The organism is Vibrio sp. Vb0888 (assembly GCF_033338835.1).
Taxonomy (GTDB): domain Bacteria; phylum Pseudomonadota; class Gammaproteobacteria; order Enterobacterales; family Vibrionaceae; genus Vibrio; species Vibrio alginolyticus.
In genome coordinates, this window is record NZ_JAWOTL010000003.1 from 290,630 (window position 1) to 307,178 (window position 16,549).

Sequence of the window (16,549 nt, forward strand, 5' to 3'; positions counted from 1 at the left end):
TACTTTTGATACTAGACCAAAAGTGGAAGTTAGGTGTTTATCAGAAAACGCTGCTGGCATCTCAGGCCCAATATCGCCGCAAACATACCAGTTTGCACCAGACTTATGTGAGTGCGCTATCATCCATCTAATGGGCCTTTATTTGTTAGACGTATATTCACGGGTAAGTCTTGAGCCAACAATCTTGAGAGTTATTGCGCCAATATTTCTAAGCAAGTGCAACCTTCGTATCGTTATTTATATACTGGTGCGAATAGAAGAGACAAAGGTGTCAAAGTACAAAATTTTCATCATTATTTTGTCGCACATAAAAGGACTTAATACTTTTGAGATCTAACTCGCATTCTAAATGAAAGTTTGAGGAACGAACAGAAGCAACATTAGCTAGGGTATTGCTGCCACAACTTCTGAAAAATACTCAGATAAGCCAATTCTAAACTGACGTGTTGAGTTGGCCGCATTTTTGTAAACTCGACCTTTTGAATCTAATTCCATCACACTGCAGTTAGCCCAGTGCCTAGAGCTTTTATTGAAGTTTAGTTGGCCTAATAAGTTTCCAGCAACTTTTAGGTCCTCTATGGAAGAACGATTAGACACTAGGTAGTGTATAGTTAACCCCAAAGCTTGCCAAACCTGCGGAGACAACTGATAACCAGAGCGATGATTAGTAAAAGCCTCCCTCTGTGGTTTGAGCCACTCCCTCATAAAGGCGATAATTAGTTCGATATAACCCTCAGAAAGTACGGAAGAAATACTTTTACCTGAAGGAAGAGTTACGTCCTTTGACATCTTTCCATATTCTTGTGTCCCAACACCAGCCACAGCACCGACTATCAACTTAAATAGAATATACGGTGTTGTGATGTAACGCTCTGATACTTTTACATGCTTTGCGTCAAATTTAACACCACCATACGACTCGAGTTCTGTTTCTACAATAAACTTCTCAATAAATGGTTTTAGTGGGTAATTTTTATCAGATATAAAGCCTTTGCCATCAACTAGGTGAGGCAGGCTAATCGAAGTATCGAAAGTATGGAGCTGTTTAAATAGTTCAATAATATCGTCACTGCTCAAGCCTCGCTGTTCATCGAAAATCACTCGAACTTCAACATTCTCAACAGCTAGGCGCTGTCTAAGCTCGCTCTTTGAGTTAGCCTCTTTGACACTAAGCCTTGAACTAAATAGAAACGTTTTTAGTCCCAGAGCCTTACATATAGCAACTAGCCCCAAGATGTTACCCACAATAAAAGTATCCGTAGGGTCGTATTTTAGTAGTGAGGTGCGGCTCAAAGATTCGGTAAAGCTAGGTTTGCCCAAAACTGCAAATGTTAGCGTCAACGGGGCGCTAATCGAATGATTGAATATTGAATTCTCTAAGCTTGTTTGGATTGCTTGAACCTTATCAACATTTTTTGCATTAACCGCAGCATCAGCAACCCAACTGAGTTCAGGCAGAAGCTTACCGATCGAGAAATAGGCACCAATTTCCACCATTGGCATTGATGTAATCAGAGTTTTTAAAGTTCGCTTTTCCGATGAAAGTAATACACCACTGATTTTGTTTTCTAAAAGTTTCAAGTCTTTTCATCCATTTACCTAACTCTAGCAGTCTAGAACAAATTTTAAAGTTGATCAGACGTGCATGTCGGATCAATAATGAGGGAAGGGTTGTAAAAAATTCAGTTTTAAAATGCCCGTTTTTTTAGCCGCACTATAGAGAATTGCCACATGACAAATAAAGATACTGACAGCTTAAGAGAAATTTCGGATGAAGATTTAGAAACATCCATTGTCGATAGCTTGGTTGAAAGATATGAAGACAAAGAAAGTAATAGTTATCTAGCAAGCTCTCAACAATTGGTAAAAACGGCAACCACAGTACTCTCACAAAAACAAGTTGATGATGTTTTTAAATCCAAGGCACGGTACTACTCGGGAGTTAGAGCAGTCCAAACAACTTTGAAGCACCTAGTTATATACGTTTCTCCTCAGCTCGCTCGCGATATGCTGAAGTTCTCTCAAAGAGGTGCGATAAATACGAAAAACAAAAACCGTAAGCTGAGTAAAGCTAAGGTTAAGAAGTACGCTGAGGATATGAAGAATGGTCAATGGTGCTTAACTGGGGAGCCCATCATCATTTCAAGTGACGGAGAAATACTAAATGGCCACCACCGCCTGGAAGCATCACACGAAGCTGGAGTAGGGTTTATTGCGCCTATAACCTATGGTGTAACAGACGAATTATCCTTTGCCCATATTGACGTTGGTAACATGCGCTCAAGATCGCAGGTTCTCGAAATGGCAGGGGTGAAGGTGAACGCCAACGTGTTGTCTCGTGTAGCTATGTTGTCGAAAGCATTCGAAATAACTAGTAACCCTTATGCATTCAGAGGGACTCAGGGAACCTCTTTTCAGCCAGCGGAAATATTGGCTTACGTTGAAGAAAATGAAGAACTTGCCTTGTCTGTGGACTTCGTAGCGAAAGTCGTTAAACGGCATAGACTAGAAAGCCAAGCATCGGAAGCAATATACGCGTTTGCTCATTGTTTGATAAAGCAAAAGCTTAAAGATGTATCTAATATAAATACGTTACCTCTGTCCCCGGAAGAATATCTAACCCGAATCATTTCATCGCTAGGTCTAGAATCAGAAGACGATATAGAATTCCAAGTCAGAAATTATCTTCAGTCTCTGGTCACCGAGTCCAGTTCATACTCATTACTCTGCAAGTTGTCTGCGATATTTAAAGGGTGGAACATGCATCTGGGAATTCCAGTGGTAGGAAATAAAATAAGTGTCCGCCGAGTAGCTCGCTTTAAAAAAGACGAAGATGGGAACAAAATTCCATTGCCATCCGCGGGTAATATTAATGAGGCATTTACAGTCCCTTGTTTAAAAAAAGGAGTGACTCCAAAGAGAATTTTACAGCAAGCTAATATGAAGAATTCGAGTAAATCATAGCGATAGACAATCGGTATGTGTTCTTTCTCAACCACTTTATCTTGCCGCAAGAACTTCACTGGAGGCACATCCTAACTATATATCTAAGTGCTTGGTAATAGTGCACAAGCGTTGATTGAAGGCGAATATGAGCATTACTAGCTTTGTCATTCGCCTCATCTGAAGTTCCTCTTCCTTTGAGCCAATTCGCGAATTAGCTCATCTGCAAGCAAGTCTTCAACTTTTATGGCAGTCGAATTGTCAACATATTGAATGATATCCATGACAGCCAAAATATTGCGTTCATACAGTTTTTGGTAGCTTTTTAGTTCGCTCGCAAGACGATCTGCTTTACTTCTATAAGCTGCGCCAGTTCTCCCCTTAACCAACATTGCTTTCTCTTCAACAGTCAATTCTCGCTTACCATCTTGATGGTTATTATGCTGGCGAAGTTTATACTCATTGATGATGTCCCTACGGGAAGTCAGTGTGCTGATTCCACCCTTGATGATGCCTTTAGCCTTAAGACGTGCGTGGAGTGTAGATGGCTGAATAGGTGACTTCTCCAGCCCCTCACTAACCATGGCTTGCAGTTCTGCCTTGATATAGGCAGTAAGCTCTACCCCTTGAATTACTTTGTCATCTGCATTGCGACTGCGTGGTGTCTTAGCCATCAGTAATTTCCTTTTGTTCAGAATCTCTCTCTATGCGTTTCTGTTCAATAAAAAAGAGATCAGCAAGGGTATGCGGAGTCTTACCAACTAACATTTGTTCGTTAATTCTCGTCATAATTGAGCCTATCGGGTTGTCAGGGTTGTCCGAAAGGAGATCTACCAGTTTCTTGGCTCTTTGGGCCATAATGGCATCAACTTCGAGCAGCTCTAGTACAAGAAGTGCTTCTTCTTGCTCATCTAGGGCCAAATTATAGTTAGAATCATATTCAACTAGTCTTCTAAGCATAATAATTTCATCTTGCTTGATCGCTAGGCGTCGTGACACTTCCTTAGCTTCGCCTAAGCGACCTGTAAGAGTGAAGTAGCCACATGGAAGGCCCGACTGACATTTCATTGCATGAGGGCAACCCCAGCGTGCTACATCACGTGTACAACCACCAAACGGAAGAGGGTGAAGCTTGGCATGTCGCTGCAACAATTCTTCTGCTTTTTCCATCAAGCCTTTCTGAACGAGTTTTTCGTACGCGACTTTAAGCTCAGGGAGGAACGCATCAGACATTGCACCTGCCATGTAATCAGCTACTTCAGCGCTTGTTTCACCAAAGGTTTGCATATTCTGCTTAAGGTTGTGCTCCAAGCTTAGCTTAGGGTTTAGTGCAATTGAAGTCGACGCTTTAACGTTGGCGACACCTGTGTTTTTGGTTGGTCGAACTGATTTGGCAAGAGCTGCCATTCGGCGACTAACCTCTGACTTCGGCGTTTCCTTGACTGCCGGAATAGTAAGCTTTGGTTGAAGTGGGGGGGGACCTTCAGGATCAATGAGGGATAGCTGATCATCACCTGAAAAAAACTTATTATTCTGATTGTAAGTCTTCTCAAGCATTGTTACTGCCAAAGAAGCTGTTTTATAGGACTGTGATTCAGCTTGATGCTGGTAATGCTTGTTCTGAGTAATGTCTACACGCCCCATCAAAACTGCTTGAATGTGGTCAGTCACTCCAGCGATCGCCAAAAACGTGTTTATATTATGCCTTGGTACGTGCTTTTTCAGCCTGATACGAGACCCGTCATCTTCGAATAGTTCGAAGTAATCGAAGATAGATTTACGCTTATTCGAGCCGCCTAACCAAGCATCAATGGAGCTCTCATCTAGAGGCACTATATTTTGTAATGACACAAAATCCGAGACAATGCTAAACGCTCCCTCCGGTATGATGAACATCAACTTTTCATACTCAAAATGCTCCCAGTCGCCACTGTCTTTTAATGACAATATACACTGATGTCCCTTATTGAAGTTTTTAGATTTGGCATAGCGTTGATAAACATAATCATTCAGCTGTTGTTTTGAAAAATAATATTTTTTTAACTGCTTATGGACAGGTACAACGATAGGTTTGTGACCTGAGAATTTAAGCATTGATGTACATATGGACCTATGTAGAACATTTCGGCTACCTCCAGTGCCTGTAAACATGATGCCATCAAGCTCCCGACATTCTACTAACTCATTAGGAAGTTCATAAATCTTACTAGGTAAGAAGTTGGTGAAATTAACATCTCTAAAGTTTGTGATCGTCTCACGGAATCCAGCTGTCAGTTCTTCCACCTGTTTGTATATCTTCTCAACAACAGAGTAGGAGGAGGGAGCTAGCCAATGAACTCGCCAACCAGCTTTTTTTGCACCAAGATACTCGATACCAAGCTTGTAAGTAGGCCAACCTTGGTCAATGGCGTGCTGGCGTTTTACATCATCTGTAATCTCTCTTTTTATCAACGAATCCATGTTCAGCGACATGATTTCTTGAAATCGAAAACCACAGACGATACAAAGAAGTAACATGTTATAAAAGATACGTTGATAGTCGTTCTCAGCCAAAACCATTAATTCAATAACAGCCATGAATGCACGAATAGAGATCAAACTACTATCGTTAGTCTCGTCCGGACTTAATTGATTGGCCTTCCTTTTCGCTTTTGTTTCAACAGATGTGTTGCGGTATTCGTACTTATTTTCAACTTCGATATTAACGGTGAACAAGTCGTATTGACGAAGTCGCTTAATGATATTAACGGCAACATCACAATAGTCACTTACATTGGAAGGACTGCTCGAATTCACTTTGTGACGGTCCATAGCAGCATGGATAATATCAGCGGTAAGATGCATGGGGTGGGTCAGGTGTGTTGTTGTAACCATTTCCCAATACCAACGTTTCATTACTTGCAATGGTTTATCAAGTGTTGAGCCTGATGGTAATCCGCTAGATGTACAGACCAAATGCATGTGATAAGCACGCATAAAGTCTTGAAAATCCTTTGAGATTTCCATTTTATTTAAACCTTTAACGCGACTTGATACTTCATCCCACTTAAATCCGTGATCTTTAGTTTCTTTTAGCCACGCAACTCCTTTCTCTCCGAAATGCCAAGACCCAGCGTTCCAATCCAATTGTCCAACTGCATTGTATACTGCAAGGCGCTCCTCGAATTTGGCCTTAAATTTCTCCACATATGCATCAAGGTTCATTGCTTGCTTACTTTTAAGGATAGTTACCTCAGAGTCCATTTATACAACCTCATCCTTTGCATTTATCAGTTGAATTCGAGTCAACACTTGAAGGACATGGTCTTTCCTACGAACTATTTCAGTCATTAACGGGTGGTGCACTAGACCCGCATCATCAGCAACGTCCCGAATTTCATCTATCTCATCAAAGAATGAATCGAGTACTTTCCGATGGAAACCATCGGTAAAAGGCATAAAGTACGGACACCCGTAACAACCACGACCTTGAGAGAAAGGGCAGATATTTTCTTCGTAATTGCAACCACCAATATGATGGTGTAGCTTTCCACCAATCGAGGCAGCAACGCGTCTACCTTTCCAATCTCTACTGTGGATTAAGTTTCCAGTAAACATCAAAGCCATCATGTTTTTAAAAATGGGATTGCGGCCTAGAGCCTGTTCTCGAATATCGGACGTTTCTGGAGTAGCCGCAATGTATTTGTCGGCAACGTTATAGTTTGAGTGACCTAAGATGTAAGCAATCTCTGGGGCACTCGCCCCATTCATTGCCAAAGAGTGACCTACGTTGTGGCGGAACAGACTCGCGGGGTATATCGGTAGGAGGTAACCGCCATTTTTTACTGCATCTTGAATATCCTTGGTAGAGAACTTGAGAAGCATGTTCTTAATCGATTTATCTACCATCCTGATTGATGATGCTTGAGGTTGGAACAAAGCATCATTATCTCCAACACCACATAGAAACTTATACAGAGTGACTAGTTTCCCAAGCTCTTCTGGAATGGCAACACGAACACGGTCAATAGTTAGTTTTGTTTTCTTGGCATAAGGTACTAGTAGCGAATAGCGCATCCCATGGGCATTTTCGGTATCCACAACATAATCACCGCCAGCCATTTTACCGATTTGTACAGGACGTGCCCCAGTGTAGTAGACTATGCCAGTAATAATGCAGTCCTTTAAAACATCTAGGTTGACGACTTTCTTTACCTTCTCTAAGTGCGTAGCCTTAGCTTCTTTACCATTTATCTTCGGGCATAGATTTGATGACCATAGCTGTAGCCCATTCTCAATCATTAGGCATACTTCATCAGGGATAACAAGGTCGAGATTCTGATAACGTCCCCAGTGATTATTGCGAGGGCGGGGCACTTCCAGCAGCAAATCTTCAAGGTCAACTTTGTCTCCAGTTCTTTTAAAGAAGTTACCTCGCTCCAGTTTGCGTAAGGCATAGAGCGTGTAATAGAACTGATGATTGTCAGTGTCCTTTCGGTCAATCTTCGCGACTAGTTGATGTAGTATCGCGATTAGACTCTCTCTACTGACGTTTTCAATTTGGGAGAAGGTCAAAGCAACAAACGATGCGAATCTATCTGCAACGCTTGCCGAGTTCTCTTTGATATACTCAATAGTTAGATACTTTATGAGCGTGATTGTTTCTGGCAACAAATTGCGAAAATGCCTTCCGCTACTGAAGAGAATAGCTTTATTCTGACCAGAGAATCGGTACCTCCAATCACTAGAAGTTAGACTCAGAAACTGGTCATCAAACTCAGTGGCATTCAAGAGGAGCAGCCTTAGCGGAAGCTTCTTGATATCGGCAATCCATTGAAGCTGCTGAGAAGTGAAGAGGGAGGATGTCTGTTTCGATGTAAGTCGCTCTTGCACGGATTCATTAGTTAAATAAGTCATAAAGAAATTCTTCATCATATTTATTGTTTTCTGAATGGTTGTTAATCGATTTCACTTCGTTTTTCACAACAGAGCTTTCTGGTATGACAGTCTGCCAATCAGAGCGCCTTATTCGCCTCTTATTACTCTCATTACTTACCAGCTCAATGAAGCGTGAGGCATATTTAAGAGGAACCTTACTCTTCACTGACCAACCACCCAAAGAACGAAGCTTTTCTACTGCAGCATCCAGCTCACCATTCATCCTAGCTCGAATACCATAATCACGAGCGCTCGTTAAACTCTCTTCAAGAACTTCGTTGTAGATAAACTTCAGAGTGATATATGCCCATGTGTGTCGACCGACGTGAGGAGTTAACTTCACCATGCAATCGATATTCTCTTTACCTCCCTTACGATAGTCGGGGTAAAGGGCAATAAAAGCAGGGTCTATAATGTCGCGGTAGATAGATCGTATTCCATCGTAAGATATAGGGTCTAAGTTGCCTCTATCTTTGATGAACATAATTCTATGATCATCAATATTTTTCTTTTCAAACAAAGGAGCACGGTATTGCTTCATATAAATCGTCAATATGATGAAGTCGTCATCAGTTAACTCAATCTGTCGATAAGAGTGTACTGTCTTGATAGAAGGCGGGATTCTCCTTGGATCTACAATATCATCTGGTAGGTTCTGTATAATTAGGATGAATCGAGTATTACCACGAGCATCTGGTAAGGTCTCTCCAACGGAGTCTAGTGAAATCAATAGTAATTCACCGACACGAATACCGTAGTTGTACATTAGTCTGTGCATAAGGTAATTCCGAAATTGAAGAAATGCCCGCGTAAACGGGTTCTGTGGGTTAAGCACTTTTTGGATATACTCTCCAGTTTCCTCATCAAAAAAAGCCGGGATGGATGGAATTAACATATTGTTCAGATCGATATTCTGTTGCTCCGTAACACTCTTGTATCTATTTGCAGGTTCGCTTTTTGATATCTCTATACTATTGAATCTCTTCACTATTTGAGCAAGATCTTCTCGATTTGCTGTATTGATCTCGTGTGCTTCTACTGGAGACATATTTTGGTATCTCAAGTTCATATATCGAAAGTTAAGATATCGAAAAAAATTGCCTACATGCCTTATGTGACTGCTGTAGGTGACCTTATTTGCTTTAGTAAGGTGTGGGACCTCAAACGTAATCGTGTCTTGATTATCATTAAGCTGTTGCTCAGCAAGTAAGTAATTGAAAAAACCATCAAAGTCATGGATAAAAGTCGAGATGTTGTAATTGCTCTGATAGAAGTCGTAATCGAAGGTGCGCTTGTATTTTTTGAAGTAATAAACGTAGAAAAACCGCAACGAAACAAGGGTATTTTTCTGAGTACCAAAACTTTTCTTGCTAAGCTCGTTTCTTGCGTAGATAGACACGAACATTGATGGCAGAGTCGTCACCTTATCGACCATTACATACGATAGCTGTCTGTTTCGTGAGATATGTAAATTTGAGTAGGTCATAAAAATTGCGGATACCCTAAAAATGTAGTTTTAGATATTGTTTATGTGAACACTAGCTCAACCTCGTTACTCATGAAAAATATAGAAAGATAACTTTAGCCAGAGATTCTATGGTTATATAAACCGCAAATAGCCAATTTGGCAAATATGACACTACGAAAGCGCCGATATCTAGATGTATATGTGGCATTATAGCAATGGTATGTGACAGCGTAATAAATTAATGTACTCAGTTACGTTGATTTTTTTAACTCAAATAACGTATATGTCTAAATAAAATATGATTAATAGTTTTTGATCGTTATTTTGGATATTTTTGCTGTTCAATCAGGCAAGCGTCAAAAAGTAGATCGTATGAATCATAGTGGTGGGATAGCTCTGCTAGATACAGCAAGTTTTAAACGCTACCAAATTCGTTCGCTGTATGTTGGCTTTTATCATCTTCCAATAAGCTACAGATAAGGCAATAGATATCTCGGATGGCTCAGTATTTACAGGTTATTTGTTTACAAAAAGTAACGCTAAAAAGCTGGGGTGATATGAACGCGCAGAAAAAGAGAGGTAACGGAGGAGCGCTTAGAGAGGATGTTTGCCGCATCATGATAATGCCAAAATATTGTTGTAAAAGAATGCTCAGCATTCGCAATACAACAATATTTATGGATATTAGCTATTTTATGGTAAATCAGAATACTGTTAAATTCTCGAACTATGAACTTAAGAAAAAGACATAACGATTACTTATGAAGTTATCGTAAACTCATCACTATAAATTGGCAGGCGCTTAATGTGGTAGGTAAGTCCTTGATTTTGCGTAACTCATGAACCTAATAAGAACCCCAACATATTTAACATAACACATATAATGCGCACTGAGGAGAGTGTAAACTCAAGGCAATAATGTCCGGTTTTAGACACTTTAAAATGTCATCCTAAGATTAACAACATTGTTGGCTTTTGAGGCTTTAACCGAGGTTCCTGTGGACTTGCAATCGCTAGTTTGGTTTGTGGTTATGCTTACGAAGCAAATCAAATCTCTTATTGAAAATTGATGCGCGCGTAGTCCTCGACTTACTGGCGTGTTCTTCCGTAAGTACCTGAATCAATCTATGTATGGTGATGATGGCCAACTCACTGAATTTGCCATTCAATGGCATCACGATTACTAACTTAAGCGCTACCAAACAAAAAAGCCTTTCATACTCGCCTCGTACAACAGCAAAAATCAGCTAAACGCTCTAATCGCTCCGCAACGAAATCTGCCAAAAATCACGAGCTCAGTTCACTCGCTCTTAATCAAGGCGTTCTGAAACATTTATAAGCCTGTGGTTATATGGAGGCGAATGTACTTTTCGGGGAATTTGTAACGATAGCGTTTTCCTTTCTTCAAGTTGGACTTAACGTACCTACACACTTTTTGGTCACCACTACTGGTTACTCTTTTTATTACTGCGTTTTTACTTTTGTGCTCCATTTCTATCATGACGTCACAATAACCTTGATAGCTATCAAACTTATTGTCTACTTTCTTTTGAAGCTTAGTCTTAATCTTTTTAGCCAACAGGTTCGTTTCTGAATCGTCAGCAAAAACTGAATTACTTGCAAAGATCAATATCATTAAAGTTACAACGTATCTCATCGTTTTGGTCCGTTTATGTTGTTGATTGTTCGATGATAAGTAATTTTTCTGTAGATACGAAAATGGGACGCCACATTGCGTCCCATTTAACATGATGAAGTAACTGATATGTAATTAAGCGCGCTTCTTGCCTTTGTTTGCTTTGAAGCCCTGGTGCGGAAAAACGTTACGAATCCTCTGTTGAACTTTTTTGGGAATGCCTTTGGAAAAGCTTAAGCGCATTCCTGTTCGTTGGCTATACACCTTCATTTCACCAGTAAACGGGTTATGCTCACTAATATCCTGTAAGTTGTGTTTGAAAGAAGGAGGTAGATGCCCTTTTACGTTACTAATATGGCCATTATCGAACTTTACTTTTAACACCGGCCTATCGACTGCGATCAACCAAAAGATCACGATGGCTGCAATTAAGATTACATATAACATTTGGCACTCCCTATCCTAGCTAGATAGCAATTTACTCAAATCCTCTTTAATTGAGGTAACTTTTTGACTCGCTTTTTCACTTCTCGACGCTTCGGAAAGCAAATATTCAATTGCGTCAGATAACGTACAACCAAGTTCATTCGCTCTACTAGAAAGCTTTTCCCAAACTCGGTAATCTAAATCAATGGATTTCTTCTTTGTATGGACTTGCTCTGCATTGAAGTGACGTTTCCGTTTCGCTCGGATAGCCTGCTTGAGTTTATTATCTAACTCTTCTGACATGTGGTTTTCTATCCAAGCCAAGACAAGTGTAGGCTCGTGTTCAAGGCGTTTTAGTTCTGCGACCGCTGCATCTGCTTCGCTTGTATCAATATGTCGGGTAATCGCTTCACCATCTTTCCATTTTTTGATGAGATACTTCCATTTCCACCCACATTCTAGATTCTCAAGCTGCTGATATTTCATTTGTTCCGACCCATAAACATAACCTAGTGACAGCGTAACCCAGATGGTTTACTTGGGCAAATAAAACTCTTAGAAGTATCGATGTTGATCACTCATTTGTCTAAGTATTGTTCATTGAGAGATGAATGCCGAGAGCAAACCAAATTGGTGCTAGGGTGTTATAGTCCGTTTCGTTATAATGTCGGCAAGATTGAATTACGATGAATTTTAATGAACCAACTTAATTGGCAAGACGTAACACCTTCACTTGAGCAGTACGAAGCACTTTTAAAGTCTGCACCTTCGTTACCAAAGAAGTCTTTTACTGATCTCCAACCGAGAATGTCGGCAACGATATCTCGTTTTTCAAAAATTTCCGGATTGACGCGAGCACTACTCATTAACTGCGTAGATAATTCTGTATATAGAGAGTTCATCAGTAAAGCTCTTCAGAGCCAGTCTAACGCTGCGATAGTTTTTTCGGAATCACTTGATGCCAAACGTTTATTTGACCGTTACAGTGTTGATGTAAGTGGTGATATTGCCTTCCAACCTGGTTTAATTTCACAGGCAGATAACGGTTACTTAATTGTACCGGCTAATCTAATTTTGGCTAACCCAGGGCTTTGGCCAAATATAAAGTCTGCAATTCAACAAAACCTTATCGAGCCACTGAACCTAAGCCCTACTCGTTTACCTACTTCAGTACCGCAAGCTAAAGCTTATGATGTAAAACTGATTGTAACAGGAGAAAGAAGTCAGTTAGCAGAGCTAGAATACATCGATGAAGACTTCTGTTCTGGCTTTGCCATGTATACGGAAGTTGAAGAAGATATTCATCTGTCAGAGCAGAATTTGACAGATTACTTTGGTTTAGTGAACTGGATATGTTCTCAATATCAGCTGCCTCACTTAACTGAATGTGGTTTTAGAAGATTGTTGCTGGCCGGTATGAGATTTACTGAAGATCAACATTATCTGCCTTTAGGAGTAATGTGGCACTCTCAACTTCTAACGCTTGCTAGCCAGTTCAGTGATGGCCACGCATTAGATTACAAGTCGTTAGATAAAGCGATTGACGATAAGTATTACCGAGAATCTTACCTTCCTCAGCGTGCCGTGTACGATATTTTAGATGGACAAGTCATCATTGAGACAACTGGGGAACAAGTTGGTCAAATCAATGGCCTAACCGTTATTGATATGGCTGGGCACCCTGTCAGCTATGGTGAGCCTGCGCGAATATCTTGTGTAATTCATTTTGGTGATGGCGATGTTTCCGATGTTGAGCGCAAAGCTGAGCTTGGAGGCAATCTACATGCAAAAGGCATGATGATTATGCAAGCTTTCTTGAGCTCTGCTCTGAAACTGGATGAACCACTGCCTTACTCAGCCTCCATCGTATTTGAACAGTCTTATAGTGAAGTTGATGGTGACAGCGCATCTCTTGCAGAACTTTGTTGCTTGGTAAGTGCTTTATCTGAATCTCCAATTAATCAACAAGTTGCGGTTACAGGGGCTGTTGATCAGTTTGGTCGAGTGCAAGCCGTTGGTGGCTTGAACGAAAAAATTGAAGGTTTTTATCAGGTTTGTAAACATCAAGGTTTTACAGGAAATCAAGGTGTTGTGATGCCAAAATCAAACCTTAAACACCTTGCATTACATAAAGATGTAATAGAAAGCATTAAAAATGGTGAGTTCCATATTTGGTCCGTTTCTACCGTAGATGAAGCTATTCCGATTGTAATGAATAAACCTTTTAGAGGTGAAGACGATAGCATTATTGGCAAAATAGCGGAACGTATTGAAAACTTTGAAAGACATGAGCATCCAGAAGGAATTGTGCAGCGCATCAAAAACTGGTTTGTCTAGTACTGATCGGAGTTGTTTAGCGTACACGTGTTCACTAAGATGCAGCTATCAAAAATTGGAGTAATTGATAATGCAAAACAAACGTGATTCTTATAACCGTGACGATCTACTTGCTTCTAGCCAAGGCGAACTGTTTGGGCCTGGTTACCCTCAGCTTCCTGCGCCAAACATGCTAATGATGGATCGTGTTACTAAAATGTCTGAGACTGAAGGCGATTTTGGTAAAGGTTTGATCTTGGCGGAATTGGATATTACTCCAGATTTGTGGTTCTTTGACTGCCACTTCCCTGGCGACCCTGTAATGCCGGGTTGTCTTGGCCTTGATGCGATGTGGCAACTTGTTGGTTTCTTCCTTGGCTGGGTTGGTGGCAAAGGAAAAGGTCGTGCTCTGGGTGTTGGCGAAGTGAAGTTTACAGGTCAGATCCTGCCAACAGCGAAAAAAGTGACGTACGAAATCCACATGAAACGCGTTGTAAACCGTAAGCTTGTGATGGGTTTGGCTGACGGTCGTGTATGTGTGGACGGCAAAGAAATCTACGTAGCAAAAGATTTGAAAGTTGGCTTGTTCCAAGACACTTCAAGCTTCTAATCACGATTTTAATCGATTTATTAAGGCTCCTATTTAGGAGCCTTTTTGTTATCGAGTGTTAACCTACTTCCCTATGTCCCTATAATGTAGAAAAGGCTCCGTAGAGCCCTTTCGAATCCTTCTTTTTGTATGTGGAGAGTTTATTTGTAGAGACCAGATTGTCTTTCATCTCTGGCATCACGCCAACCACCTAACCAATACGACCGAGCATCAACTTGTTGATATGGGCAAGCCTCTTGAGACCTTCCATTCAATCCAGCTTTGTAGCCTTGAGATTGAGCTCGTTCTAGGCGATCACGCTTTTGTCTCTTCATAGTTAATTCCTCATACAGGTCCATTTACTAACGTACAGCTGTTATTGTGAAACTTTGATGGAGTTTTTATGACTCCACTTATAAGAATCGATCAAAGTAGGCAATTTCTCAAGGCATAAAAAAAGCAGAGACTCAAATGTGTGAGCCTCTGCTTGATTTAAAAATTACTGACGATTTTTAACTATTTTCTACGGAACCCAAACAATCCAAGCATGGTCAAAGCTAACCAACCAAGGCCTGCACCTTGACGCTCTGTCGTCGTTGAGTCAATGCTTCGAGATACGATGTCGTCCTTAGTTGCGGCAGCAATAGGTACTAGTTTGACTGCTACAATTTGCTCTTCAGAGCTACATGTCGCATTGTTTGCTGTTGTGCTATAACCACCTGCACATTTCATAGCAGTACCAGAGATCACACCTGCATCATTGATATCAGTTGCGTCGATAATACGGAACTGATTGTTTTGTTCAGAGTAATCACCGCCATTAGTCAAACTGTCTAGGAACCAAGCTTTTCCATTAAACAATGTTGCAGCACGTTCACTAGTCTCGCCACCTAGGCTATATGGATAGATAAAACCGCGCTTACGACGTGGCTTGCCATCGTCTTCACGAGTCGTTTCCGCATCAAGTTGCCCGACGATTTCATTGTAAGAGTTGATACCGCCCATCTTACCGCCCGCACCGCTAAAGAAAATGCCAGTAGTTGGGTAAAAAGCGCTAATAGAATCCTTACGAACATCATCTACGATAAAGAGACGATTCGGAGCAGAGCCCGTTGGCATTAAGTATCCGCCCGAACGTTTCGCTTCACCAATAGCAACAAAATTAGAGTTAACGTCGGTTAAGCGTGAGTTTGTATGAACCGTATCATCACCTTCGCGCTGTCTAGCTCCTACAACAACTTTATTTTTCCAAGTTGCGTTTTCAACGCTACCTTCGGCTTCTAGAGTTCCGACAAAAACAGTCGCATTCAGGTAGTTATCATCACTGTAAGTGTTGTAACCTACGCCATAGACCGTTGTTCCATCAGTGACAAGGTCACGCATGCTCCCTTGAGCTAACCTTTCTCCATCTTTAGATGTGCCACTAGGCCAAGCCAATTCACTGACGGTTCCGCTTTGATCCCAAATCGCTGCTTTTGATGTATGGTGAGATCCATTGGTATTGCTTGCTGTTCGAGAAACACTGCCAACAGTAAAAATGCCGTCTGTGCTCCAAGCATGGCTTTGCACAACACTTGCGTCACTATCGCCAGTAAGAATATTTGGCTCTACTGGTGCAACTACGGTATTTCTTGTTTCTAATGTAGAAGCATTTTCTGTGCTAACTTTACTCTGATTACCGACAGCTGCACCATCCTCGGTAAGCTGGTTGATAACATTGTTATATTCATTTTTATAAGCAGCAGAATCTTCTTCTATGAACGCTAACGCATTAGAAGTAAAGTCTTTACTACGTTCTTTATTCCACGGCGTCCAGTTTACTGAGGCCCAAGAGTCACAGGTGGAATAGCGAAGCTGGTTGTAACAGTAACGCTCAAAGTCTTTGAGTTCTTGGATGTAATAAAAGCCAGCGTCTAATCCGAATGGGATTTCTTCACGATAGCTGTTCCCATCCACGGCTTGTGTCGCTGAAATCGGTGTAGTGCGAGTTTCCATTGCAAGTTTAAACTGCTCTGGCGTGCAGTTTGCTGCTGCATCAAAGCAGCCTAAAGCGAAAGGTGAACCTGTTGAAGGATCTGTACCTGCATCGCCCTGTTGAATTGCAACCCCGTAAGCCGTTTGGTAGTCACCGTTTGAACCATGATCCTGAGGTGAAACCTCAACAACTTGATACAATGCCGCCTGTGCGTTCATTGTGGTACCAACCATCATTGCAATGGCGGTCAATTTGAATTTATTACTACAATTCATTGAA

The 16,549-nt window shown here is 41.1% G+C and carries 14 protein-coding genes; 4 read left to right on the forward strand and 10 right to left on the reverse strand.

Annotated elements, in window-relative coordinates:
- Nucleotides 1–384 precede the first annotated feature (384 nt).
- On the reverse strand, nucleotides 385–1,581 hold the full coding sequence (locus R7P72_RS07340) for a hypothetical protein (RefSeq protein WP_318110400.1): 1,197 nt from the start codon (nucleotides 1,579–1,581) through the stop codon (nucleotides 385–387).
- Nucleotides 1,582–1,731: 150 nt separating this feature from the next.
- Here R7P72_RS07340 and R7P72_RS07345 point away from each other — a divergent pair, with 150 nt between their 5' ends.
- A complete protein-coding gene (locus R7P72_RS07345; protein WP_318110401.1) occupies nucleotides 1,732–2,964 on the forward strand; it encodes a chromosome partitioning protein ParB in 1,233 nt (410 codons plus the stop codon).
- A 155-nt stretch (nucleotides 2,965–3,119) separates the two neighbouring features.
- Here R7P72_RS07345 and R7P72_RS07350 read toward each other — a convergent pair whose 3' ends face one another.
- From R7P72_RS07350 to R7P72_RS07365, 4 genes are read right to left on the reverse strand one after another with little or no spacing between them, the layout of a single operon-like run.
- Nucleotides 3,120–3,617, reverse strand: a complete 498-nt coding sequence (locus R7P72_RS07350; RefSeq protein WP_078607035.1) for a hypothetical protein — start codon at nucleotides 3,615–3,617, stop codon at nucleotides 3,120–3,122.
- The gene (locus R7P72_RS07355; protein WP_318110402.1) at nucleotides 3,610–6,186 is read right to left on the reverse strand and encodes a hypothetical protein; all 2,577 of its coding nucleotides are present in this window, start codon (nucleotides 6,184–6,186) and stop codon (nucleotides 3,610–3,612) included. The genes R7P72_RS07350 and R7P72_RS07355 overlap by 8 nt, the downstream gene beginning before the upstream one ends.
- A complete protein-coding gene (locus tag R7P72_RS07360) occupies nucleotides 6,187–7,839 on the reverse strand; it encodes a site-specific integrase (protein WP_318110403.1) in 1,653 nt (550 codons plus the stop codon). It lies immediately after the preceding gene.
- Nucleotides 7,823–8,908, reverse strand: a complete 1,086-nt coding sequence (locus tag R7P72_RS07365; RefSeq protein ID WP_318110404.1) for a site-specific integrase — start codon at nucleotides 8,906–8,908, stop codon at nucleotides 7,823–7,825. Before R7P72_RS07365 ends, R7P72_RS07360 begins: the two co-directional genes overlap by 17 nt.
- Before the next feature lie 917 nt (nucleotides 8,909–9,825).
- Between R7P72_RS07365 and R7P72_RS07370 the strand changes: the two genes are divergently transcribed.
- Nucleotides 9,826–10,080 (forward strand): hypothetical protein, encoded by a 255-nt coding sequence (locus R7P72_RS07370; protein ID WP_140115240.1) that lies wholly within the window; start codon nucleotides 9,826–9,828, stop codon nucleotides 10,078–10,080.
- 581 nt (nucleotides 10,081–10,661) lie between these two features.
- Here R7P72_RS07370 and R7P72_RS07375 read toward each other — a convergent pair.
- The 3 genes from R7P72_RS07375 to matP all read right to left on the reverse strand — a co-directional run bounded on the left by R7P72_RS07375 (nucleotide 10,662) and on the right by matP (nucleotide 11,876).
- Nucleotides 10,662–10,985 (reverse strand): hypothetical protein, encoded by a 324-nt coding sequence (locus R7P72_RS07375; RefSeq protein WP_031778962.1) that lies wholly within the window; start codon nucleotides 10,983–10,985, stop codon nucleotides 10,662–10,664.
- Between the two features lie 114 nt (nucleotides 10,986–11,099).
- On the reverse strand, nucleotides 11,100–11,411 hold the full coding sequence (locus tag R7P72_RS07380) for a DUF3634 family protein (protein WP_005377468.1): 312 nt from the start codon (nucleotides 11,409–11,411) through the stop codon (nucleotides 11,100–11,102).
- 15 nt (nucleotides 11,412–11,426) lie between these two features.
- The gene (matP, locus tag R7P72_RS07385) at nucleotides 11,427–11,876 is read right to left on the reverse strand and encodes a macrodomain Ter protein MatP (protein ID WP_005396497.1); all 450 of its coding nucleotides are present in this window, start codon (nucleotides 11,874–11,876) and stop codon (nucleotides 11,427–11,429) included.
- 210 nt (nucleotides 11,877–12,086) lie between these two features.
- On the opposite strand from matP, the gene R7P72_RS07390 reads away from it, so the two are divergent.
- Nucleotides 12,087–13,727, forward strand: coding sequence for a Lon protease family protein (locus R7P72_RS07390; RefSeq protein WP_213907254.1), 1,641 nt, complete (start codon nucleotides 12,087–12,089; stop codon nucleotides 13,725–13,727).
- Between the two features lie 70 nt (nucleotides 13,728–13,797).
- The gene (gene fabA, locus R7P72_RS07395; RefSeq protein ID WP_005390081.1) at nucleotides 13,798–14,316 is read left to right on the forward strand and encodes a bifunctional 3-hydroxydecanoyl-ACP dehydratase/trans-2-decenoyl-ACP isomerase; all 519 of its coding nucleotides are present in this window, start codon (nucleotides 13,798–13,800) and stop codon (nucleotides 14,314–14,316) included.
- A gap of 140 nt (nucleotides 14,317–14,456) precedes the next feature.
- Here the strand turns inward: fabA and rmf are convergent, their stop codons facing one another.
- Both rmf and R7P72_RS07405 read right to left on the reverse strand, forming a co-directional pair.
- Nucleotides 14,457–14,630 carry a ribosome modulation factor gene (gene rmf / locus R7P72_RS07400; protein WP_005377453.1) on the reverse strand — a complete coding sequence of 58 codons (174 nt, stop codon included), beginning with the start codon at nucleotides 14,628–14,630 and terminating at the stop codon, nucleotides 14,457–14,459.
- A 181-nt stretch (nucleotides 14,631–14,811) separates the two neighbouring features.
- Nucleotides 14,812–16,545: a DUF3466 family protein gene (locus R7P72_RS07405; protein WP_005377451.1), complete on the reverse strand. Its 1,734-nt coding sequence runs from the start codon at nucleotides 16,543–16,545 to the stop codon at nucleotides 14,812–14,814.
- Between the last annotated feature and the right edge of the window lie 4 nt (nucleotides 16,546–16,549).